The following is a 23,025-nucleotide window of genomic DNA, read 5'->3' as shown; positions in this document are numbered from 1 at the left end:
AATATTATTGAATGACTTTGGCTTCGTTCTTCAGCTTGGCCACGAGGGTCGCCACATCCGGCACGATGATGCCGGCGCTACGCTTGGCCGGCTCGACCACTTTCAGGGTCTTCAACCTTGGCGCCACATCGACGTTGAGATCGGCCGGCTTGACTACGTCCAGCGGCTTTTTCTTGGCCTTCATGATGTTGGGCAAGGTCACGTAGCGCGGCTCGTTCAGGCGCAGGTCGGTGGTGACGATGGCCGGCAGCGCCAGCGACACGGTTTCCAGACCGCCATCGACTTCGCGGGTGACAATCGCCTTGTCGCCGTCGATGACGACCTTGGAAGCAAAGGTGGCTTGTCCCCAGCCCAGCAGGGCGGCCAGCATCTGGCCGGTCTGATTATTGTCGTCATCGATGGCTTGCTTGCCGAGGATGATCAGTTGCGGCTGTTCCTTGTCGGCCAGAGCTTTCAGGAGCTTCGCCACCGCCAGCGGCTGAAGTTCGGCATCGGTCTCGACCAGGATGGCGCGGTCGGCGCCGATGGCCATGGCGGTGCGCAAGGTTTCCTGGCACTGCGTCACGCCGCAGGAGACGGCGACCACTTCAGTGGCCTTGCCGGCTTCCTTGAGACGCATGGCTTCCTCGACGGCGATTTCATCGAAGGGATTCATCGACATCTTGACGTTGGCGAGTTCGACGCCACTACCATCGGACTTGACGCGCACCTTGACGTTGTAGTCGACCACGCGCTTGACTGGAACCAGGACTTTCATAGCTTTGCCTTTAGACCTTTAGAGTAAATCGAATAAATAATCGAATAATTAATCGAATAAATAATGGGGAAATGATCAGGCAGATTATATGAGTTTCCCGCGCCGGATTCGGGGCAGGCAAACTTTTTAGCACGATCGTTCTTTTATTAGCCATAAGAATACGCACTTATTCCTTTTTAGGAAAGAGGAAAATCAGTGTTTTTGAAATCCGGATTGCGGAAAATTAACCGCCGCAGCGCAGTACTGGAGGGAAGGACGTGGCCGGAACCCGGAATGCAGTGCTGGCTGCAGCAGGAGGCACGGCACGGATAGCGCGCCGGCCTGCATGGCCAGTGCGCGGCTTGCTGGTCTGGCTACTTGCGCTTCATGTAAAAGATAAAGTCTTTCTCTTCCTCGAAGAGATCGAGCAGCTGATTACCTGTCTGACGGGCAAATGCCTGAAAATCCCGCACCGACCCCGGATCGGTGGCCACCACGCGCAATACTTCTCCGCTGGTCATTTCAGCCAGGGCCTTCTTGGTTTTCAGGATAGGCAAGGGGCAATTCAACCCGCGTGCATCCAATTCTTTATGGAATTCCATACGCTACTTTCGCGCCAATGGCAGATGGTATTGTCCCGATTCTACTCCAAATGAATCGGCGATAGTGCAACGCAACAAACTTTACGGTATGGAAATATTTGGCGCAGGCCCTGCCCGACCTCAAGTTACAAGCTACGAATTCGCGGGCCAATCGACAAACTCGGGCGACAAGCCGCGCCCGCGCAGCCAGTCGGCCATGGCATAACCGGTGCCGCTGCGCCAGGCGCGCAGCTTTTCCGGCGCGACCAGGCGGTACTCGAGCAACTCCTCGGACAGCCGGATGGCGCCGCTGGCCTGCACATGGTAGGCGATGATCAGCTCGTTCTTGCGCATGAATTCATACACGCCGATCAGCGCGATGGCTTGCGCATCCAGATTGGTTTCTTCCTTGAGTTCGCGTGCCACGCCCTGCTCCGGCGTTTCGTCGCGCTCCATGAAGCCGGTGATCAGCGAAAAGGTCTTTTCCGGCCAGGCGGCATTGCGCGCCAGCAGAATCCGACCCTCGAATTCGACCAGCGCGGCCAGTACTGGCAAGGGATTGTCCCAGTGCGTCCAGTGCCCGGCCGGGCAAGTCAGCCGTTCGCGCTCGCCCAGCACGGCCGCAGCGAGCGGCGCGGCGCACTTCGGGCAATACCGGTAGCCGTTGTCTGCAATATCCATCGTCATCCGCCTATCGCTTGCCGGCCTGCTTTACAGACGCTCGGCGACCCAGGCGCTGACGCCCTGCAGGGCGTGCGCCAGGCCGCTCGGATCGGTGCCGCCGGCCATCGCCATGTCCGGCTTGCCGCCGCCCTTGCCGCCGACTTGCTGGGCGACGAAGTTGACCAGGTCACCGGCCTTCACTTTCGCCGTGGTATCGGCGGTGACGCCGGCAGCCAGCTGCACCTTGCCGCCGTCGACCGCTGCCAGCACGATTGCCGCGCTCTTCAACTTGTCTTTCAGCTTGTCCATGGTGTCGCGCAGGGTCTTGGCGTCGGCGCCTTCCAGCGTCGCTGCCAGCACCTTGACGCCCTTGATCTCGACTGCCTGTGCCAGCAACTCATCGCCCTGGGCCGAAGCCAGCTTGCCCTTGACGGCAGCCAGCTCCTTTTCCAGCGCCTTGACCTGGTCAAGCACGCCATTGATGCGGCTCGACAGTTCTGCCGGCGTCGCCTTCAGGGTGCCGGCCGCCTGGTTGACGGTGGCTTCCAGCGTCTGCAGGTAAGCCAGGGCATTCTCGCCGGTGACCGCTTCGATGCGGCGCACGCCGGCGGCAACGCCGCTCTCGCCCACCACCTTGAACAGGCCGATATCGCCGGTGCGGCCGACGTGAGTGCCGCCGCACAGTTCGCGGCTGGAACCGATGTCGAGCACGCGCACTTCATCGCCATACTTCTCGCCGAACAGCATCATCGCGCCCGATTTCTGGGCGTCGTCGATGGCCATCACGCGCGCCTGGGTGGCGGCGTTGGCGAGGATTTCGGCATTGACGATGGCCTCGACCTTGCGCACCTGCTCGGCGGTGAGCGGGCCGTTGTGGGCGAAGTCGAAGCGGGTGCGCTCGCCATTGACCAGCGAACCCTTCTGCTGCACGTGCGCGCCCAGCACTTCGCGCAGCGCCTTGTGCATCAGGTGGGTGGCGCTGTGGTTGCGCACGGTCCTGGCGCGCTGCTCGGCATCGACGCGGGCGTTGATGATATCGCCGACCCGGATCGCGCCTTCGGCAACGTGGCCGTGGTGGCCGAACACGTCGGCCTGGATCTTGATGGTGTCTTCCACCCGGAAGCGCGCAGTGGCATTGCGCAGCTCGCCGGTGTCGCCGACCTGGCCGCCGCTCTCGGCATAAAAGGGCGTATTGTCGAGCACGATCACGGCGTCGTCGCCGGCATTTGCCTGCTCCATCGGCGTGCCATCCACGTACACGGCAGTGACTTTGGCGCCTTCATGCACCAGCGTGTCGTAGCCGTGGAAGGTGGTCGGGCTGCCGCTGTATTCGAGGCCATGCGCCATCTTGAACTTGCCGGCTTCGCGCGCGCGCTGGCGCTGCTCGTCGAGCAGCACATGGAAGCGCGCTTCATCGACGGTGACGCCGCGCTCGCGGCAGACGTCGGCGGTCAGGTCCACCGGAAAACCATAGGTGTCATGCAGCTTGAAAGCGGTATCGCCGTCGATCGTCTGCGCGCCCGACGTTTGCATTTCTTCCAGCGCGTGATCGAGGATTTCCATGCCGTTGGCGATGGTGCGGAAGAAGGCTTCTTCTTCCTGCTTGAGCACCTCGGTGGCGCGCTTTTCATTCTGGCGCAGCTCGGGATAGGCTTCGCCCATCTCGGCAACCAGGGCCGGTACCAGCGTGTGGAAGAAGGGCTTCCTTGCGCCCAGCTTGTAGCCGTGGCGAATCGCGCGGCGGGCGATGCGGCGCAGCACATAGCCGCGGCCGGCGTTGCTCGGAATCACGCCATCGACCACCGTGAAGGTGCAGGCGCGAATGTGGTCGGCGATGACTTTCAGCGACGGCGAATCGGCGTCGCAGTCGCCGGCGCCGGCGGCATCCACCGCCTTCCTGGCGGCGGCCAGCAGGTTGGCGAAGGTGTCGGTCTCGTAGTTCGAGTGCACGTGCTGCATCACCGCGGTGATGCGCTCCAGGCCCATGCCGGTATCGACACTGGGCTTCGGCAGCTTGTGCATCACGCCGTCTTCGTCGCGGTTGAACTGCATGAAGACGTTATTCCAGATCTCGATGTAGCGGTCGCCATCCTCGTCGGGCGAGCCCGGCGGGCCGCCGGCAACATCGGGGCCGTGGTCGTAGAAGATTTCGGTGCAGGGGCCGCAGGGGCCGGTGTCGCCCATCATCCAGAAATTGTCCGAGGCGTAGCGCGCGCCCTTGTTGTCGCCGATGCGCACGATCCGCTCGGCCGGCACGCCGACCGACTTGTTCCAGATCTCGTAGGCTTCGTCGTCGTCCGCATACACGGTCACCCACAGTTTTTCCTTGGGCAGCTTGAAGACGTCGGTCAGCAGTTCCCAGGCATAGGTGATGGCGTCCTGCTTGAAATAGTCGCCGAAGCTGAAGTTGCCCAGCATTTCGAAGAAGGTATGGTGGCGTGCGGTATAGCCGACATTTTCCAGGTCGTTGTGCTTGCCGCCGGCGCGGATGCACTTCTGCGAGGTGGTGGCGCGCGTGTAAGGCCGCTTGTCGAAGCCGAGGAACACGTCCTTGAACTGGTTCATGCCGGCATTGGTGAACAGCAGGGTCGGGTCGTCGCCGGGCACAACAGGGCTGGAGGCGACGATGGTGTGGCCCTTGGATTCAAAAAACTTGAGGAACTTTTCGCGGATTTCGGATGATTTCATGTTGTCGGCTAAATAAGCTAAGCGGGACGCAGTAAACCGATGATTATACTTGATCGCTTCAGCGGAAATCCGCGCCGATCAGGTCGATGCGGTCGGTGCAGAAGGCATCCACGCCCCAGACCCGGATTTCACGGGCGCGCGCCGGTTCGTTGACGGTATAGCAAAACAGGCCATAACCGGCCGCTTTCACCGCAGCCGCCAGCTGCGGCGTCAGTTTTTCGTGGTTGGTATGCAAGGCCACCGCGCCGACTTCGGCCAGGCGCTGGCGCCAGTCGTCGGGAACGACATCGAACAGGCAGGCGCGCGCCAGTCCGGGCGCCGCCGCCTGCGCCGCCAACAAGGCATCATGGGAAAACGATGAGAGCAGCGGCGCCGGCCAGCCTGATGCCAGCGCCGCTGCGTCGGGGCGACCACTGGCGCCAGCGACACCAGCAGCGACACCAGCAGCGGCGTCGGCCAGCCACTGCGCTGTCAGCGCGGCCACAGTGCGCCCGGTGGCTGTCTCGAAGCCCGGCGCCGGCTTGATCTCGACATTCATCCAGATGCCGTGCGCCAGGCAAAAATGGAACACCTGCGCGTAAGAAGGCACGGTCTCGCCGGCAAAGGCCGGGGAAAACCAGGCGCCGGCATCCATGCGCATCAGGTCGGCGGCGGTGAAATCCGGCACCTTGCCGTTGCCGGCGACGGTACGGCCCAGCATCTCGTCGTGCAACACCACCGGGATGCCGTCGCCGGCCAGCATGACGTCGAATTCGACCGCATGAAAACCATATGCCAGACCGCAACGCAAGGCGGCGATGGTATTTTCGGGAGCGAGCGCGCCGCCGCCGCGGTGCGCCACGATTTCAGGATAAGGCCACATGGTCCGGATCAAAAATAAGCGCAAAAACTAAAAAAAACGCCTGGCATCGCCAGGCGCATATTTTGCAGCACAACCGTGCCACACGACCGGCGGAATTTACTTGGTGGCCGCGACCGGCATAATCGCCGGCTTGGGCTGCGCCTTGGTGCGGGAAGCCAGGATCGAACGCCTGGCGTCGCCCGCGTAAGCATACTGCACCAGGCCGCCCTTGACCTGGCCCAGTACCAGGATCGAGCCGTCCAGCGCTTCATGGTCATCCTTGGTGAACGGCTTGCGATAGGTGCCCACCACGCCAGTGACGCGTTGCTCGAGGTTTTCCAGCGCATCCTTGATCGCCGGGCCGCTCAGGTCCTTGGCCTGGAACATTGCATTCAGCAGGACGAACATCGAGTCATACGCTTGCGCCGCGCACATCACGCACGGGATGTTTTTCACATTGTTCTGCTTGACGTACTGCAGCACCAGCGAGGTGCTGCGCTCGTTCATCACGCCGTCCTGAATGAAGGTCTGCGGCATGACGGCGCCATCGGCGGCGGCGCCGGCGACATCGATATGGTTACGGAAGGCGACTGTCCACGGACCGGTTTGCTGCACGTTCCAGCCAATCGCGGCGCGGCTCTTGGAAACGGTGGCCATGTCGGGGCCGAGGGCATACACGAACAAGGCGTTGGCGCCGGCGGCGCGCGCCTCCTTCAGTTGCGCCGACAGATCCGGCGTGCCTTGCTTGAAGCGGGCCACGAAAACCGGCTTCTTGCTACGCTTTTCCAGCAGGCGCACGACGTCCTTCAAACCGCCTTCGCCATAGCCGGTGTCATCGGCAAACACGGCAATCTTGTCCAGGCCGCGCTTTTCAGTCAGGTCGTGCAGGATGAAATCCACCTGCTTTTCATCCGGCATCGCCACCCGGAACACGTAATTCTCGGCTTCGCCGGCGAATTTTTTGGTAATCGCCGTACCGGTCGCCACCGGAATGATCAGCGGCACCCGGGCCTTCTGGTAGACATCGACCGCCTTGGCGGCCACGCCGGAATTGCAATAACCGATGGTGGCGACGACTTTTTCCTTGTTGACCAGATCTTCCGCCACCGCCACGCCGACATCCGGCTTGGCCTTGTCGTCGCGCTCGACCAGTTCGATCTTGCGCCCGCCGACGCCGCCCACTGCGTTGATTTCACCGACGGCGATGCGCAGGGCCGCGCGCACGCTGATGCCCATCTCGGAAGAACCGCCTTCATAGGTACAGTTCATGCCGATCTTGATCGGCGCCGTGCTCTGGGCAAAAACCGGAGTGATGGAGGCAGACAATACGCCAAGGCTCAACAGCAGCTGTCTCATGGTCATGAAGGATCCTTTTTTATCCGTTGCAGTTGTTGTCATACAGAATCAAAGTGTAGTGCATTTTTTCACACCGGCTTGCCTAAATCCAATGTTTTTGGCCGGAGTGCGGCATTTTTCACGGCATTTTTCATAAAAAACGACAACAAGCAAAACAAAGACAAAAAGACAACAATTCTCCCGGATCAGCAATTCACACCCCGAAAACGGCGTTTCGTCGCATTCCGCTTTGATCCCTGTCCGGTAAAGCCAAAAATGGCATTAACCGATAACCCAAAGGAGAACCGCCATGACGTCCAGCCCCGCGATTGCGATCCACTTATCCGCCGCCTTTGCCGCCCTGCTGCTCGGCGGCGCGATGCTGACCATGCGCAAAGGCACGCCGCGCCACCGCCTGCTCGGCCGCAGCTGGGTGCTGGTGATGGTGGCAACCGCCATTTCTTCCTTCTGGATCAAGACCCACGGCCACTATTCCTGGATCCACCTGCTGTCAGTGTGGGTGCTGTTCGCCCTGGGCGTTGCGGTGGTGGCCATTTACAAAGGCAATGTCCGGGCGCACCGCCGCTGGATCACCGGCACCTATGTCGGGCTGGCGGCGGCCGGCATCTTCACGCTGCTGCCGCAGCGTCTGCTCGGCGCGCTGGTATGGCGCACCGTCGGGTTCATGTAACATGATCGGATAGCAATGAAGGAAACCGCAGGCTTGAAACCCGAAACACACTCGTTGAGCATTGGCAGCGCCGGCTGCACTTACCCGCGCCTGCGCCGGCTTGCCATCGACACGGCCATCACCTGGGTCTTCAACCTGGTGATCGCCTTGTTCATCACCTACCTGATGCCGACCGGCAGTCCATTCTGGGTCAACCTGGTGTTTTCGATGTGCATCGGCACCCTGGCGGTCTGGATGATCGATGGCGGCAAGCTGCTGCTATGGGGGGAAGGCAAACCTTCCTGGACGATTTTTCTGTTGATCGCCGCGGCCATGCCGCTCGCCTACTACGGCGGCCATGCACTGGCGGTATGGCTGCTGGGCATGCCGGCGCAGCACCTGAGCCATGCCTTCGACATGCGCTACTCGGGCGGCACGCTAGTCATCACCCTGCTGGCCTGCCTGTTCGGCACATGGATTTTCTGGAGCCGCGCCAGGCTGCAAGAACTGGAAGCGCAAGCCGTCATGGAAAAAGCGCGCGCCGCCGCCACCGAAAAACAGGCACTGCAAGCGCAGCTGCAATTGCTGCAGGCGCAGATCGAGCCGCACATGCTGTTCAACACCCTGGCCAACCTGCAGGCGCTGATTGCCGTCGATGCGCCGCGCGCCCAGCACATGCTGGACCAGCTGATCCAGTACCTGCGCGCCACCCTGTCGGCCGCGCGCGCGCCGCAAACCACGCTGGCGCAGGAATTCGCCCTGCTGCAGGCCTACCTGGAACTGATGGCGGTCCGCATGGGCCAGCGCCTGGCCTATGCGCTCGACCTGCCCGAGGCGCTGCACGCAGTGCCGCTGCCGCCGATGCTGCTGCAGCCGCTGGTGGAAAACGCCATCCGGCATGGTCTGGAACCGAAGATCGACGGCGGCCGCATCGACGTGGTGGCGCGCCTGACCGACGGCATGCTGGAACTGCGCATCGCCGACACCGGCCTCGGCCTGGACGTGCCATCATCCCAGGCCGGCACCAGCCTCGGCCTCGCCAATGTGCGCGAACGCCTGCGCGCCCTGTACGGCGAGCGCGCCACCTTCAGCCTGCGCCCCAACCATCCCGCGGGCGCGGGTGCGATCGCGCTCATCACCCTGCCGATGACGGCATGACCGCCCCATGACCAACATCCGCGCCCTGATCGCCGAAGACGAACCGCTCCTGGCCATGGCCCTCGCCGGCGCGCTGCAACGCCTGTGGCCCGAACTGGCGATCGTGGCGGTTGCCGAGAACGGCATCGCTGCCGTGCAAAAGGCACTGGAAGAACGCCCGGATGTGCTATTCCTGGACATCAAGATGCCCGGTCAGTCCGGCCTGGAAGCGGCGCAGGAACTGGCCGACGTGTGGGCGCAGGGGCCGCAGGACGGCACGCAAACTCAGCCCTTCCCGCTGGTCGTGTTCGTCACCGCCTACGACGAATACGCGCTGGCCGCCTTCGAGCAGGCTGCGGCCGACTATGTCTGCAAACCGGTCAGCGACGACCGCCTGACCAGGACCGTCGAACGCCTGAAGGATCGCCTCCAGGCCCGTCTGCACAAGCCGCAGGAAGACGAGCGCAGCGGCGGCAGTGAGTTGGAACGCCTGTTAGGCCAGCTGCACAGTCTGCTGCCAGGCGCGGGCACTACAGGCATGGCGGGCACGACGGCGCCGCAGCGCCTGTCCCTGATCCGCGCCGCGGTCGGCAACCAGGTGCGCATGATTCCGATCGAGGATGTCGTGTATTTCGAAGCCACCGACAAGTACGTCACGGTGACTACGCAGGAAGGCGAATCGCTGATCCGCACCAGTCTGAAGGAATTGCTGCCGCAGCTCGACCCCGAGCGCTTCTGGCAAATCCACCGCGGCACGGTGGTCAACAATCGTTGCATTGCCGCGGCGGTACGCGATGAAGCCGGCAAGATCTCGCTCAGGCTGCACGACCGCAGCGATACCCTGACGGTCAGCCGGGTATTCGCGCATCTGTTTCGGCAAATGTAGGCTCAGGACATGACTGGTTCAGCACTAGTTCGATTCCTTGATCATGCGCCCCGCCTGCGCCTGGATCGGCCGCGCATTCATCGGGTACAGACGCGCGAAGATGGCGATCTGCTGGCTGGAAAGGCGGATCGGCTCTTTCAGCACGATCCACAGGACGCCCTCGGTGCACGGCGGCGTGGTCAGTGAGCCCATGTAGGTGTAATACTCGCGGCGCGCCGGCAGCAAGGCGGCAAGCGCCATCGGCGAAGTGGCGATGGCGGCGTCGTGCTTTTCCAGCGGCAGGTTGTTCCACACCTGCTGTACCACGCCGTGCGGCTCGCCCTCCTCCACCAGCAACGCCACCACCGCATAGCGTCCCGCCGCATCCTTGTGCACCAGGTGCAGCACCATCGGATAGCTCTTGCCATTGACGCGCTCTTCGGACGGCAGGTGGAAGTGGAATTGCGTCAGCTCGTAGCTGCGGCCGCTCACGATGATGGCATTGCCGAGGCCAAGATTGACCTGCACCGTATGGCCGTTGTCGAGCACGCTGAAGCGGGTCGGCTTGTAATCGAACTGCACCGGCTCCAGATCGACCCGGAAGCCGTCGCGGATATCGATCGGCGACTGCCGTGGGCCATTCGCACAGGCACCCCAGGCCGGATTCATGCTGCCCCACTGCGCCGGACCGCCCTCGCCTTCATAATGCCAGTCGTGGCGGGCCGAGCCGGCCGCAACAGTTGCGACACCGGCCTTGGCGCTGGCGACCGCCGCCTTCCTGTGCGGCGGCGGCGCCGGCCGGGATTCCTTCGCCTTGCGCAAGTTCGCCAGGCGGGCGGAGATCCGCTCTGCCAGTTGCTGGATATTTTCTTCGTCATCGTCGCTGGCGGCGATGCTTTTCTTGAGCGCGGCAGTATCCCTGACTGGCGCCGCCGGCCTGGGCAACTGGATTACTTGTTCAACTGCATGAGCAGAAGACAGCGCAGACGACAAAAGCAGCATGCCCGCCAGGGCAAGACATCGGATATGCATGGGAGACCCAAAAGAGATAAGGCTTTCCTCTTTTACGGCGCGCCCCGGCCGAACTTGAATTGGACAATCGAATCATCCCGCCCCCGCCAAACGCACTCAGGGGACGGTCAGCGGTAACATGCCGCTCATGCGACCCCAAGCGACGCCAGCAAGGCGGAGAGCACGCCGCCATGCATGGCCTCAACTGTCAGCAAGACCAGTAAAAACAGGGCCACCGCCAGCGCGCTCATGCCGCCGAGGGAATACTTCCATTCCCCCAGAGCGGGCCTGTATCCTGCAGGCGCGCAATCGATGGGGCCAGATGACGATACGACGCCCCGCTCTGTTCCAGCAAATTCGCATTTGATCAACATTACCCACTCCCTTTTACTTTATTTTGCCGCATTGCAGGCACGCATACCGACTCAAAAAAGTGACAATTATTTACCTTACGTCCGCAAAAGTTTCTGCGAATAATCAAAGGCCTGTCACTCAGCCTTGCCCGGCAAGCTCAAGTCACCCGATGCCACGTCAAATACGTTCACCACGCACAACAAGGGCGCGTGCGCGCTGGCATTGATCTGCAAGCCGGCCGTGACGCCATCGAAACCGACATCCTTGAGCAGGCTGACGTCATCGAAAGGCACCCGCACCGACACGGTCGGGCCGGCGAAGCGCGGCGTGTAACCGGGACTGTCGATCAGCAGCGGAATACCCGGCCAGGTTTTTGGCAGCTTCGGCTTGGTCCCTTCGGGAATATCCTTCACCTTCAGCGCATCCTTGCCGCAGGCCTCGTCCGGCACCAGCACCACCCAATGGGTATGCCAGTCGGCGCCGGTGGTGGCGAACAGGGGCGTGTCGTCGAAATCCGGATGGATCGTCACCGCCAGGGCAAGGATGCCGGCGTCCTTGTCGAAACCCACCTCGGCCGGATCGATCTTGGTCGGCCACACATAGGAAAACACCGGGGCGCCGGCGAACTTGCCGGTCTTTTTCGGCTTGGCCGCGCCGGCCTTGCCGCTCACCTGCATGGTGAACAGCACCCAGTTCTTGGCCGTATCGATGCGGATATCGGTCTTGACAATATCGAAGGCGGGCTGTTTGGCATTGCCCTTTTTCGCCGCGAGCTCGTGCGCCGCAGCCGGGCCGGCCGCGCACCACCATAAGGCCAGGGCCAGCGCCCCAGCAAGAACGGCACCACAGCGGGATTGCACTCTATTCAACATGGCGGCACCTCCAGGCGGCAGGGTGATACGGGAAAAATGAGAAAAATAGGATACTTGTTTGTACGCCAAATCGGCCGAAGGACCATGGCATGCATCAAGCCCGGGCGCACTTGCCTGTCAGCTTTCCTCTCGTCATGCCCCTACCCCTACCCCGCTACGGTAAAATGGCAGCAACAAACCATATTCATTTACCAAGCATCTCGCCTGAAACAAACAACCCATGAGCAACGCACCCAAAACCGCCGCTGCCGCTGAAGCCAATCCCGCCTCGTCGAACTTCCTCAAAGGCCTGATCGAAGCCGACCTCGCTTCCGGCAAGTACGCCAAGCGCACCGACAGCCTGGCGCATCCGCTGCCGCCGGTGATCACGCGCTTTCCGCCCGAGCCCAACGGCTACCTGCACATCGGCCACGCCAAAGCAATCTGCCTGAACTTCAGTCTCGCGCGCGACTACAACGGCCGCTGCCACATGCGCTTCGACGACACCAACCCGACCAAGGAAGAGCAGGAATACGTCGACACCATCCTGGACGCGGTCAAGTGGCTGGGTTTCAACTGGGCCCACGAAGGCCTCGCTGGCCCGGTTGAGCACCTGTATTACGCCAGCGACTATTTCGACAAGTTCTATGCAATGGCGGAATACCTGATCAGCGCCGGCCACGCCTACGTGGATAGCCAGAGCGCCGACGACATGGCAAAAAACCGCGGCAACTTTGGCGAGCCGGGCAAGAACTCGCCCTTCCGCGACCGCCCAGTTGCTGAGTCGCTGGACCTGTTCCGCCGCATGAAGGCCGGCGAATTCAAGGATGGCGAACACATCGTGCGCGCCAAGATCGACATGGCCTCGCCCAACATGAACATGCGCGACCCGGCCATCTACCGCATCCGCCACGCGCATCACCACCGAACTGGCGACGCCTGGTGCATCTACCCGATGTACGACTATGCACACCCGATCGAGGATGCGATCGAGAATGTCTCGCACTCGTTCTGCACGCTGGAATTCCAGGACCACCGGCCGTTCTATGAATGGGTACTGGAGCGTTTGGCCGAAGGCGGATTCTTCAGGAAGCCGCTGCCGCAACAAACCGAATTCGCGCGCCTGAACCTCACCTACGCCATCACTAGCAAGAGGAAGCTCCTGCAACTGGTCGAGGAAAAGATCGTCGATGGCTGGGACGACCCGCGCATGCCCACCATCGTGGGCCTGCGCCGTCGCGGCTACACGCCGGAATCGATCCAGCTGTTTTGCGACCGCATCGGCGTGTCCAAAGCCGACAGCTGGATCGACATGGGCACGCTGGAAGGCGCCCTGCGCGACGACCTCGACGCCAAAGCCCCGCGCGGCGTAGCCGTGCTGCGCCCGCTGAAACTCATCATCGACAACTTCCCCGACGATCTGACGGTGGAATGCACGGCGCCCGTGCATCCACACCACCCGGAGCGCGGTCACCGCACCTTCCCCATCACCAAGGAATTGTGGATCGAGGAAGAAGACTTCATGGAAGTGCCGAGCAAGGGTTACTTCCGCCTCTTCCCCGGCAACAAGGTGCGCCTGCGTTACGGCTATGTGGTGGAATGCACCGGCTGCGACAAGGATGAATCCGGCCGCGTGATTGCCGTGCACTGCAGCTATTTCCCGGACAGTAAATCAGGCACGGAAGGCAGCGCCAATTACAAGGTCAAGGGCAATATCCACTGGGTCAGCAGCAGCCATGCGCTGGAAGCGGAAGTGCGGATGTATGACCGGCTGTTTGCCGATGCGATGCCGGATTCGGGCGGCAAGGATTTCAAGCAGGCGCTGAATCCGAGTTCGAAGGAAGTGATTACGGCTTACCTGGAGCAGGGGATGAAGCATGCGATGCCGGACGAGAAGTTTCAATTCGAGCGGCATGGGTATTTTGTGGCGGATCGGGTGGATTCGAAGGCGGGGAAACCGGTGTTTAATCGGGTGGTTACTTTGAAGGATAGTTGGGGGAAGTGACGGGTTATTAATCCGCAGGTTCCTGGTTCGAGTCCAGGTCGGGGAGCTAAGTTACAAAGAAAATGGGAACCCTTGCGGCTCCCATTTTCTTTTCCATGATCAGTGAAAAGGCATTATTGCTTATCGCCTACGTTTAGTTTTCCACCACTTTCAAACGGTCATTCTGTTCTGCACTTCGGCCAGTTCATTCCAGCCTTTCCTCGCCGCGTTTTTCTTTCTCCGTGTCCTTTCTCGTCGCTAGGCATAGCAAGTTCAAAATCAGTGACTTTGTTAGTTGATTACAAGTAAAATTAGACATTGCTTTTTATCAACCAAATGTATTTGTAAACCCCTGTGCTACTTCAATGAGACGTCAAAAGCCATTTGCAGCAATCAGCTAATCGAAAAACATTGATAAAATAAAACAAACATGTCATACACCGCAAAGGTATATCGAGTCCTAATAGCGTCCCCTTCGGATGTGGAAGAAGAAAGAGAAATTGCAGTTAAGACCATTCAAGAATGGAATGACCTACATTCGGCAGATAGGCAGGTAGTTCTACTACCTCTTCGCTGGGAAACTCATACTGCCCCCGAGTACGGCCGGCGACCACAAGAAATAATTAACCGTCAAATCGTTGATCATTGCGACATTTTGATTGGGATTTTCTGGACTCGGATTGGGAGTCCAACTGGCGAAGCAGATAGCGGCACTCTAGAAGAGATCGAGCGAGTAGCAAGTGCCGGAAAGCCAGTCATGCTTTACTTCTCCCAAGTCAACAAAGACCCTGATTTAATCGACTTAGAACAATTAGCAAAACTGAGGACCTTCAAAAGCAAGACATTCCCGCTCGCCCTCGTGGAGCAATACAGTAGCCAAATTTCATTTAGAGATAAACTCGCTAAACAACTAGAGATGAAGCTGCGTGGATTGATTGCTGCTGAGAGAAACGATGCAATAGAAAACCGGAGCGGCACCCCAAATATTAATTTTGAATTTGTAGGTTCATTGACTGGTGCTGCTGCAGGGAAGTCTCTGACCGTGAATACCGTTCATACACGACTGCTAAATCTTGACAAGGTACCTGATTACACGCCGGAATCGATTGAGCCAAAAGGAAAAAAGAAGACCTCCGTTGCTTTCATTGAGCACGAGCATAACAAAGATTATTATCGGGATCTTGTGCGTTATGTAGTAGCTAAACGCGTCTATCATACATTCAACTTCTCCCTTGAAAATACCGGTTTAATTGGGGCTCGAGACATTTATATTGATCTGAGCATCAAGGCTTCAGAAAAGGGAACATTATCAGTAGCGAATTCTATGAAGGGTCTTACAGAACCTAGTAAGACTGGAACTATAGATTTCTATTGGGACGATGCCCCCGATGAAACAAAAGTTTTAAAAATTGAAGTAGTGAATGAGGAAGTACGCGGCCAACTTGAAATTTCAGCGTTACAACCCAAACGATGCATTGCAATTCGTCACCGACTCTTGATGGCTGCTAAGAAATCCGTAACAGCAATAATAAAAGCAAAAATATATGCTGATATCTTGCCCACTCCGATTACAGAGGAGTTAAAGGTCAGTTATGAAGTGCAAGAAATAGAAGCTGATGCATTCGAAATTTTGGCTGATCTTGGCATTAATTTTCTCCTGCCATCGGAGCAAGAGCAACATGAAACTGATTTAGACCCTCAACTTAACGAGCAAATGGGATAGTTACTGCCCAGTTACCACTTTTGCTTGAATTGGGGAGCCAGAACATTTATTTCGGAAAAAAGCACTTACGAGAAATCGTAAGTGCTTTTTTCCATCTACTGTTTCCCAAACATTCCAAAAACTGGTGTTTGCCGGAAATCTGCCGGAATGAAATCATCCACACCAAGTGCTCTACAAACATTTGGAGATTTCTAATGGCATATATCAATCAACGTGGCGCATATTGGCGCGCCGAAGTACGGCGATTCGGCTACAAACCGGTTTATCGTACTTTTGATAGACAATAGCAAGCACAGCAATGGGCGCGACGCATCGAATCCGAAATGGACTCTATATATTTTTCTCAATAACGGTAAGCACCAGATTTTGGACGAAGGGCTGCTCCCTGCCTTGCTGGACAACAAACCCTACTTCACGTCCCTAGCATTATTGCCCAAAGGCCATCTTCGCGGCACAATGCCGCAGGCACTGATGGCACGCCGTCCCCTCATGAAGATAATCGAGTTGCAGTGCAACTTGAGCAACTTCACTTCCCGATTCGACAATAATATGCACCCGCGCGACCGCACTCACAAAACCTACTTCATTAATACCGACGCCAAGTCAAATAATGGCATCAGCTACCACGACGCCTGGATCGCCCGCAGCTTGGCAGTCACGAGCGGCGAAGAGAAGTACAAGAGCACGCTTGAGGTGATCAACCGTGGCGACACACTGCTACTCTGGGCAAACAAGATCGGCGTGGTGGCCATCGGCACCATGCTCGATGACGCACCAACCACCTTACTGGCCGGCCAGGGAGACGGTACCGTCAGCCCGACCGAGGATTGGGAATTCCATCGCCGAGTGGCCTGGCACGGCGACCTGCGCCGTCACCCGATCTCATCAAAAGAGGTCAAGGCCTACCGAGGGCAAAACCCGCTATCGACTATTGCTACACTTAAGGAAGGCAAGGAACAGATTCTGGACCTCGTGCGTGCACGCGTCGAGGAATCCGACATTGCTGAACTGGCCGAGCGCGACGGGGAATCTGACTCCGAGAAGCTATTCGTTTTGATCGAGGCGCGCCGCGGCCAGGGCAAGTATCGCGATGAGCTTTTGGCGCTCTGGGATGGGCGCTGCTCGGTAACGGGATGCGCCGTATTACCTGTGATTCGCGCATCCCATGCGAAGGCCTGGCGCGATTCGTCTGACTGGGAGCGGCTCGACCCGAATAACGGGCTGCCTCTGACCGCGAATCTGGACGCACTGTTCGACCGCGGACTAATCGGGTTTGACGATGCCGGGCAAATGCTGTTGTCGCATGAACTATGCGACGCCGATCTCGATCTGCTGGGCCTGCCGGCGCCGCTGCGCAAGCGCCCGACCGAGGCGCAGATGCACTATCTGCGGGACCATCGAGAGCGCTACGCGCTGACGTGAGACGATGACAAGCGCAAAACTCTGTGAGTCAAGCTTCGAAGCTGTTTGGGGCGTCGACATAGCGCTTATGCGTGAGATGTTTTGCCAGTTTCGCGTTCTCTTATCGCTGTTGCTGGATTATGCACCAATTTGGTCGACGAACCGGCCGCTCATCGGTTCAGAAATGATGTAGTTTTCAATGCTTATGGAAAAATTATAGTCACGACTGACTTAAGAAATTTCCACCTGAAAACTATTTGTACTAGACAACGCTACGCTAAAGAGTAAGATTCAGGCCCAACAGAAAGATAGTTACTCTTGGTAATTACATTACTGGCATCCCTCTTGGACGTTGGACGAACCGGATTTGACGCACTGTATGACTCAAACCAGCCTCTTGCCAATTATTTGCGACCGAAACAAGCCGCCGCCTCAAACGGCAGATGCTGATTGCATTGCGATACAAAGTTCTACTGAACGCCGCTTTTTGTGCAAAAGCACTCGTAGGCACCGCAATTTGCCTGCAACAGAGTGGATTTGTGCCTCACTTGCTCGTGCCGTGGACATTCCAGTTGCGGATTGGGCCGTTGTGCAAATGGAGGGTGAGAGTGAATTGATGTTTGGGTCAATTTGGGAAGGCGGTGGACAAGACTGGGTTGCAGCGCTCCCGGAAGTTTCAAACAAAAATATCTTTAGTGATGCCTTTGCACTCGACTTGACTGTTCACAATGTTGACAGAAATTTAGGCAACTATCTTTATATTAGCCTTGCTGGAGACATCGTTGCCAAACTGATCGACGCGAGTCGGGCTTTTATATATCATGGACTGCCAATTCCCCCACTGCCCATGGACGATGAAAGCCAAACTATGTGCGCTCGGCCATGCTGGGAAATGTACCATCCGTACGATAAAGCAAGAGCATTAGAAGTTGCAAAAAAGATAAAATACTTGCCGCTAGACTGGATGACGACAACTCTAGACGGAATGCCAAGCGAATGGATGGACGAAGGAACAAGGGAGGCGTTGGATCTTTGGTGGTTGGCAGAGCGCGCGGAGAGAATTGAAGCTGTGGAGCACGAATTATGATCGAAATTGCGCAATACAGCTTGGTAACAATCTGCCCAATCCCAGAACGGATGGATCGGGTAGTAATGGGTGTTATCGCTCGCTCATCGAAAGGTTGGGATGTCTCGTTCAGTTCCGACTACACCAAAGTCCTAGCACTGGACCCGAATTTCGCTTTCTCTACGCTGAATCGAATTGCGTGCACCCTCAAAGAAGTTACACAAAATTGCAAGAATATTTCAGAGTTGCGTAATTTTATGCAGTCTATGCGCGGCATCGTCCAAATTGATCAGTTCGAAGGACGATTCGCGTTTGATGACGAACCTTCGTATAACGACCAACTCAATCGAATCATGACCGAGTCCGTCAATGCGCCGCCTAAAATTATCGCGGTCCATCAAAAGCGCGAACGCTCACAACTTCGAGCAAATCTTAAGAAACAGTTTGCTAGTCTTGGTGTGTTAGGCCAAACCTTTGAAGATATTCACAACCACAAAGTCGTGGCTCGTTACCCAATTCAAGCAGATCAGGGACTATTTGCGGAATTTGCGTTAAAAAACTCTGTAATGCACGTTACTGAAACCATTGATTTCACATTATCTATCAGCGCATATACAGCCAAAAAATATGAGGCTCAAGCAAAGTGCTTAGTGCTAAAAGCGGCAACTGAGATCTGTGGTGCGAACACGAAAAAGCACGTTGTTGTCGCAGGTGGTAAAACAAAAAATACTGAGTCCGCGTTACGCCTTTTGATGGCTAACGCTGAGCTTTATCAGTTTGAAGACTCGTCGGACATGACGCGCTATATCGACACAATCAGCAAAGCAGCTCATGGCTATCCCACTTTGAACTAGCTAATGCCGTCGCCGGCTGATCTGTTGTTTGCCGATCGTTAAAGAAGGACTAAAGCCAAGCGGCAATTGGGGAACAATTTTTGTCGCTTTGGTCTGGATTGCCATCACTTCGGTACTGTGGAAGTATCTGGTCTCACCATACTTTTGGCCGGCAGCTCCTGTGACCTGATACAGAAATTTGTCGCCAATCCGATAGTGAGTCTTTGGGGTGGCGATAAATTTCTGTATTAGGTCAATTATCCTTTTCATCCCCCACGTCGCCCTAACGACTCCCTCATCGCCCCGAACCTCTTGCGGTATTGCGCGGGCGTCAAGTTCACATGCCGCTTGAACAGCCGACTGAAAAATCCCGGATCTTCATAGCCAACTTCATTGGCAATGGCCTCGATCGGCTGATTACCCGCTTCCAGCATTTGCTTGGCTTCTTCAAGGCGCACCGTGTGCACATATTCCAGCGGCGGCATGCCGGTGGCCTGCTGAAAACGGCGCTTGAATGAGCGTTCGGCCAGGCCGCTTAGTTCGATCATGGCCGCCACGGGCGACGCCATTGCATAGTGTTCCGCGATCCATGCCTGGCAGCGCGCGATCACCGCGTCTTCCGACTGGCTTGCCCGCGCCAGCCTTGAAAACGGTTGCTGGCCGATGTGGTGCCAGTCGATCAGATTAATGCGGGCAACCTGCATGGCGACGTCAACGCTGACCAGGCGGGAAATCAGGTAGAGCGCCAAATCCAGCCAGGTGGTGCCGCCGCCCGCCATGATGAGGCGCTGCCCTTTTCCGGACGCCACCAGGGCACGCTGGCCGCGCACCGTGATCTTCGGATAGCGGCGCGTCATGATGTCGCAATAGGCCCAATGCGTCGTCGCTTCCCAGCCATCGAGCAATCCCGCTTCGGCCAGCAGCATGGCGCCGGAACAGGCGGTGGCGACCATAGCGCCCGCTTCATAGCATTGCTTCAGGCATGCGATTTCGGCGGTGAACCGCCCTTCCAGCGGCTGGCCGGGCGGCACCAGCAGCTCCGGCATGCACACGACCGCATCGACCTTCCCTGCTTTGCCGCATTTGACCTCTTGAAGGATGCGGAAGGCACCGCCATTCTTGAACGCTATTACGTGCACTATGCGGAAATGGCACGCGACAAGGGCATCGGCCTGGTGCTGGAAGCGCCGACCTGGCGCGCCAACGCCGATTGGGCGGCAAAGCTGGGCTACGATGCCGTGACGCTGGCGGACGCCAACCGCAAGGCAATCTCCCTGCTGCTGCGCGTACGCGCCGCGTATGAGACGCCGCAAACGCGCATTGTCATCAGCGGCAATCTCGGCCCGCGCGGCGACGGTTACGTACCGGGCGCCATCATGACGGCGGCGCAAGCCGACGCTTACCACGCCCCGCAGATCGACACCTTTGCGCAGACCGATGCCGACATGGTGGCGGCCTTCACGATGAATTACGTGGAAGAAGCCATCGGCATCGTGGCGGCGGCAAAGGCATGCGGCATGCCGGTCGCCATCTCATTCACGCTGGAAACGGATGGCCGCCTGCCTTCAGGCGATTCGCTGCGGCAAGCGATTGCACGCACCGACGAAACCAGCGGGACTTATCCCGCGTACTACATGATCAATTGCGCGCACCCCACGCATTTCGACACTGTGCTGCAGGACGGCGGCGAGTGGCGTCAACGCATACGCGGCTTGCGCGCCAATGCGTCGCGGCGCAGCCACGCGGAGCTGGATGAGTCCGCAGACCTGGACGATGGCAATCCCGTTGAACTGGGTTTGGAGTACAAGGCCTTGCAAGCGAAACTGCCCCGCATGACGGTGGTAGGCGGCTGCTGCGGCACGGATCATCGGCACGTGGATGCCATCTGCCGATCCTTGCAAGGCTAAACCAATCCTCCTCCTTCGATCATTACCTATCTATTTATCACAAATATATTAATTGTTACTCGCATAGCATCGATTAAGATATCCAATAAAATATGCGCACCCAAAAATTTCCTCTCGTTTTTTAAAAAGATCCGCTTATGCCCACATCCTCTACGCCCCGCACCACAGAGCATCGCCTGCAAGTTGCCACCGTTTTGCACCAGTTCATTGAGAGCAAAGTACTACCCGGCACCGGCATTTCATCCGCCGACTTCTGGAAGGGCTTTGACGCCATCGTGGCCGACCTGGCGCCGAAGAATATTGCACTCCTGGCTGAGCGCGATCGCCTGCAATTGGAAATGGACGCCTGGCACAAGGCCAACCCCGGACCCATCGCCGATATGCCAGCCTACCGCGCCCATCTGGAAAAGATCGGCTACCTGGTGCCCAGCCCGAAAAAGGTCAAGATCAGCACCAAAAACGTGGACGCCGAGCTGGCCGTGCAAGCCGGTCCGCAGCTGGTGGTGCCGGTGCTCAATGCGCGCTATGCGCTGAACGCCGCCAACGCGCGCTGGGGCAGCTTGTACGACGCGCTATATGGCACCGATGTGATTTCGGAAGATAAAGGCTGCGAGAAAGTCGGTGCCAAAGGCGGCTACAACCCCAAGCGCGGCAAAAAGGTCATTGAATACGCGCGCCATGTACTGGACCGCACCGTGCCCCTGAAGAAGGGTTCGCACGTCGGCTCCACCGGCTACCGTGTCAACAAGGATGGCGAGCTGGTGGTCTCCCTGAAAGACGGCGGCACCTCCAAGCTGGCAGACAAGAGCCAGTTCATCGGTTTCCAGGGCGACGCCAAAGACCCGAGCAGCGTCCTGCTGCAGCACAATGGCCTGCACCTGGACATCATCATCAACCGCAACACCCCCATCGGCAAGAGCGACGCAGCGGGTGTGAGCGACCTGGTGGTGGAAGCCGCGCTGTCCACCATTCTGGACCTCGAGGATTCCGTCGCAGTGGTCGATGCAGAAGACAAGGTTCTGGCCTACGGCAACTGGCTGGGCATTTTGCAAGGCACCCTGACCGAAGAAGTGCAAAAGAACGGCAAGACCTTTACCCGCGGCCTGAACGCTGACCGCGTGTACACCGCCGCCAACGGCAAAGGCAAGGTCACGTTGCATGGCCGTTCGCTCATGTTTGTGCGTAACGTCGGCCACCTGATGACCAACCCCGCCATCCTGTACAAGGACGCAGCAGGCAATTTGCAGGAAATCCCTGAAGGCATCATGGATGCCGTGATTACCACGACCATCGCACTGCACGACCTGGCACGCACCAAGAAGGATGCCATCCGCAATTCCCGCAAGGGCTCGGTCTATATCGTCAAGCCCAAGATGCACGGCCCCGATGAAGTGGCCTTCGCCGCCGAACTGTTTACCCGCGTGGAAAAGATGCTGGGCCTGCCCGACAGCACCGTCAAGCTGGGCATCATGGACGAAGAGCGCCGCACCAGCGTCAACCTGAAAGCCTGTATCGCCGCCGCTGCCAGCCGCGTGGCCTTCATCAACACGGGCTTCCTGGACCGCACGGGCGATGAGATGCACACCGCGATGCACGCCGGCCCGATGTTCCGCAAGGGCGACATGAAGACCAGTGCCTGGATCCAGGCCTACGAGAAGAACAACGTACTGGTCGGACTCTCCTGTGGCTTGCGCGGCAAGGCGCAGATCGGCAAGGGCATGTGGGCCATGCCTGACTTGATGAAAGGCATGCTGGAGCAAAAGATTGTTCACCCCAAGGCCGGCGCCAACACCGCTTGGGTGCCCAGCCCCACCGGCGCCACGCTGCACGCCCTGCACTACCACCAGGTGCTGGTCTCCGACGTGCAAAAGGATCTGGAAAAGATCAACTACGAGAAAGAGCGCGACGGCATTCTCGACAACCTGCTGCAAGTACCGGTCACCGCCACCCCGAACTGGAGCGATGCCGAAAAACAGCAAGAGCTGGACAACAATGCGCAAGGCATTCTGGGCTACGTGGTGCGCTGGGTCGATCAGGGCGTGGGCTGCTCCAAGGTGCCCGACATCCACAACGTCGGCCTGATGGAAGACCGCGCCACGCTGCGTATCAGCAGCCAGCACATGGCCAACTGGTTGCTGCACAAGGTCGTCACCAAGGCACAAGTCACCGAAACCTTTGAGCGCATGGCTTCCGTCGTCGACAAGCAAAACGCAGGCGACAAGCTGTACAACAACATGGCCGGCAACTTTGGCACCAGCATGGCATACAAGGCAGCATGCGACCTGGTGTTCAAAGGCCTGGAGCAGCCTAGCGGCTACACCGAGCCGTTGCTGCATGCCTGGCGTTTGAAGGTGAAGGCTCAGGCGTAAGAATCTGCGC

At 58.4% G+C, this 23,025-nt stretch carries 20 protein-coding genes; 10 read left to right on the top strand and 10 right to left on the bottom strand.

From position 1 onward, the window contains the following. Nucleotides 1-4: 4 nt before the first annotated feature. The 6 genes from D3878_RS22130 to D3878_RS22105 all read right to left on the bottom strand — a co-directional run bounded on the left by D3878_RS22130 (nucleotide 5) and on the right by D3878_RS22105 (nucleotide 6,871). The gene (locus D3878_RS22130; protein WP_119787437.1) at nucleotides 5-757 is read right to left on the bottom strand and encodes an electron transfer flavoprotein subunit beta/FixA family protein; all 753 of its coding nucleotides are present in this window, start codon (nucleotides 755-757) and stop codon (nucleotides 5-7) included. A 353-nt stretch (nucleotides 758-1,110) separates the two neighbouring features. After that, on the bottom strand, nucleotides 1,111-1,338 hold the full coding sequence (locus D3878_RS22125; protein WP_119787436.1) for a sulfurtransferase TusA family protein: 228 nt from the start codon (nucleotides 1,336-1,338) through the stop codon (nucleotides 1,111-1,113). A 132-nt stretch (nucleotides 1,339-1,470) separates the two neighbouring features. Further along, entirely contained in the window at nucleotides 1,471-1,998 is a 528-nt protein-coding gene (locus tag D3878_RS22120; protein ID WP_119788084.1) for an NUDIX domain-containing protein, read from the bottom strand. A gap of 30 nt (nucleotides 1,999-2,028) precedes the next feature. Next, entirely contained in the window at nucleotides 2,029-4,668 is a 2,640-nt protein-coding gene (gene alaS / locus D3878_RS22115; RefSeq protein WP_119787435.1) for an alanine--tRNA ligase, read from the bottom strand. A gap of 58 nt (nucleotides 4,669-4,726) precedes the next feature. Beyond that, a complete protein-coding gene (locus tag D3878_RS22110; RefSeq protein ID WP_119788083.1) occupies nucleotides 4,727-5,530 on the bottom strand; it encodes a glycerophosphodiester phosphodiesterase family protein in 804 nt (267 codons plus the stop codon). 96 nt (nucleotides 5,531-5,626) lie between these two features. Beyond that, nucleotides 5,627-6,871 (bottom strand): ABC transporter substrate-binding protein, encoded by a 1,245-nt coding sequence (locus D3878_RS22105; RefSeq protein WP_158592354.1) that lies wholly within the window; start codon nucleotides 6,869-6,871, stop codon nucleotides 5,627-5,629. Between the two features lie 283 nt (nucleotides 6,872-7,154). On the opposite strand from D3878_RS22105, the gene D3878_RS22100 reads away from it, so the two are divergent. The 3 genes from D3878_RS22100 to D3878_RS22090 are packed head-to-tail and all read left to right on the top strand — an operon-like array spanning nucleotide 7,155 to nucleotide 9,537. Then, nucleotides 7,155-7,535, top strand: coding sequence for a DUF2306 domain-containing protein (locus tag D3878_RS22100; RefSeq protein WP_119787433.1), 381 nt, complete (start codon nucleotides 7,155-7,157; stop codon nucleotides 7,533-7,535). A gap of 33 nt (nucleotides 7,536-7,568) precedes the next feature. Beyond that, nucleotides 7,569-8,672, top strand: a complete 1,104-nt coding sequence (locus D3878_RS22095; RefSeq protein WP_233556428.1) for a sensor histidine kinase — start codon at nucleotides 7,569-7,571, stop codon at nucleotides 8,670-8,672. Between the two features lie 7 nt (nucleotides 8,673-8,679). Next, nucleotides 8,680-9,537 (top strand): LytR/AlgR family response regulator transcription factor, encoded by an 858-nt coding sequence (locus tag D3878_RS22090; RefSeq protein ID WP_119787431.1) that lies wholly within the window; start codon nucleotides 8,680-8,682, stop codon nucleotides 9,535-9,537. 24 nt (nucleotides 9,538-9,561) lie between these two features. Here D3878_RS22090 and D3878_RS22085 read toward each other — a convergent pair whose 3' ends face one another. From D3878_RS22085 to D3878_RS22080, 3 genes are all read right to left on the bottom strand, one after another. Further along, nucleotides 9,562-10,548 (bottom strand): carbonic anhydrase, encoded by a 987-nt coding sequence (locus tag D3878_RS22085; RefSeq protein ID WP_233556427.1) that lies wholly within the window; start codon nucleotides 10,546-10,548, stop codon nucleotides 9,562-9,564. 125 nt (nucleotides 10,549-10,673) lie between these two features. After that, on the bottom strand, nucleotides 10,674-10,901 hold the full coding sequence (locus tag D3878_RS23600; RefSeq protein WP_147384070.1) for a hypothetical protein: 228 nt from the start codon (nucleotides 10,899-10,901) through the stop codon (nucleotides 10,674-10,676). Nucleotides 10,902-11,015: 114 nt separating this feature from the next. Next, nucleotides 11,016-11,753, bottom strand: a complete 738-nt coding sequence (locus D3878_RS22080) for a hypothetical protein (protein ID WP_119787430.1) — start codon at nucleotides 11,751-11,753, stop codon at nucleotides 11,016-11,018. A 220-nt stretch (nucleotides 11,754-11,973) separates the two neighbouring features. Between D3878_RS22080 and D3878_RS22075 the strand changes: the two genes are divergently transcribed. The 5 genes from D3878_RS22075 (at nucleotide 11,974) to D3878_RS22055 (ending at nucleotide 18,760) form a co-directional block, all read left to right on the top strand. Beyond that, nucleotides 11,974-13,737 carry a glutamine--tRNA ligase/YqeY domain fusion protein gene (locus tag D3878_RS22075; protein ID WP_119787429.1) on the top strand — a complete coding sequence of 588 codons (1,764 nt, stop codon included), beginning with the start codon at nucleotides 11,974-11,976 and terminating at the stop codon, nucleotides 13,735-13,737. A 409-nt stretch (nucleotides 13,738-14,146) separates the two neighbouring features. Continuing rightward, the gene (locus tag D3878_RS22070) at nucleotides 14,147-15,439 is read left to right on the top strand and encodes a DUF4062 domain-containing protein (protein ID WP_119787428.1); all 1,293 of its coding nucleotides are present in this window, start codon (nucleotides 14,147-14,149) and stop codon (nucleotides 15,437-15,439) included. A 213-nt stretch (nucleotides 15,440-15,652) separates the two neighbouring features. Then, a complete protein-coding gene (locus tag D3878_RS22065; protein WP_233556426.1) occupies nucleotides 15,653-16,861 on the top strand; it encodes an HNH endonuclease in 1,209 nt (402 codons plus the stop codon). Nucleotides 16,862-17,219: 358 nt separating this feature from the next. Further along, nucleotides 17,220-17,927, top strand: coding sequence for a HipA domain-containing protein (locus tag D3878_RS22060; RefSeq protein ID WP_147384068.1), 708 nt, complete (start codon nucleotides 17,220-17,222; stop codon nucleotides 17,925-17,927). After that, entirely contained in the window at nucleotides 17,924-18,760 is an 837-nt protein-coding gene (locus tag D3878_RS22055; RefSeq protein ID WP_119787426.1) for a hypothetical protein, read from the top strand. Before D3878_RS22060 ends, D3878_RS22055 begins: the two co-directional genes overlap by 4 nt. Before the next feature lie 245 nt (nucleotides 18,761-19,005). Here D3878_RS22055 and D3878_RS22045 read toward each other — a convergent pair whose 3' ends face one another. Further along, on the bottom strand, nucleotides 19,006-19,785 hold the full coding sequence (locus tag D3878_RS22045) for a GlxA family transcriptional regulator (protein ID WP_119788079.1): 780 nt from the start codon (nucleotides 19,783-19,785) through the stop codon (nucleotides 19,006-19,008). Here D3878_RS22045 and D3878_RS22040 point away from each other — a divergent pair. Together D3878_RS22040 and D3878_RS22035 are read left to right on the top strand one after the other, a co-directional pair. Beyond that, nucleotides 19,756-20,646, top strand: a complete 891-nt coding sequence (locus tag D3878_RS22040; RefSeq protein WP_476638918.1) for a homocysteine S-methyltransferase family protein — start codon at nucleotides 19,756-19,758, stop codon at nucleotides 20,644-20,646. The two genes, D3878_RS22045 and D3878_RS22040, sit on opposite strands and share 30 nt — an antisense overlap. Before the next feature lie 137 nt (nucleotides 20,647-20,783). Next, nucleotides 20,784-23,015 (top strand): malate synthase G, encoded by a 2,232-nt coding sequence (locus tag D3878_RS22035; RefSeq protein ID WP_119787424.1) that lies wholly within the window; start codon nucleotides 20,784-20,786, stop codon nucleotides 23,013-23,015. The last annotated feature ends 10 nt before the right edge of the window (nucleotides 23,016-23,025 follow it).

It is taken from the genome of Noviherbaspirillum sedimenti (genome assembly GCF_003590835.1).
Classification (GTDB): domain Bacteria; phylum Pseudomonadota; class Gammaproteobacteria; order Burkholderiales; family Burkholderiaceae_D; genus Paucimonas; species Paucimonas sedimenti.
The sequence above is the reverse complement of the archived record's forward strand: the minus strand, read 5'-3'. Positions and strand labels throughout refer to the sequence as shown.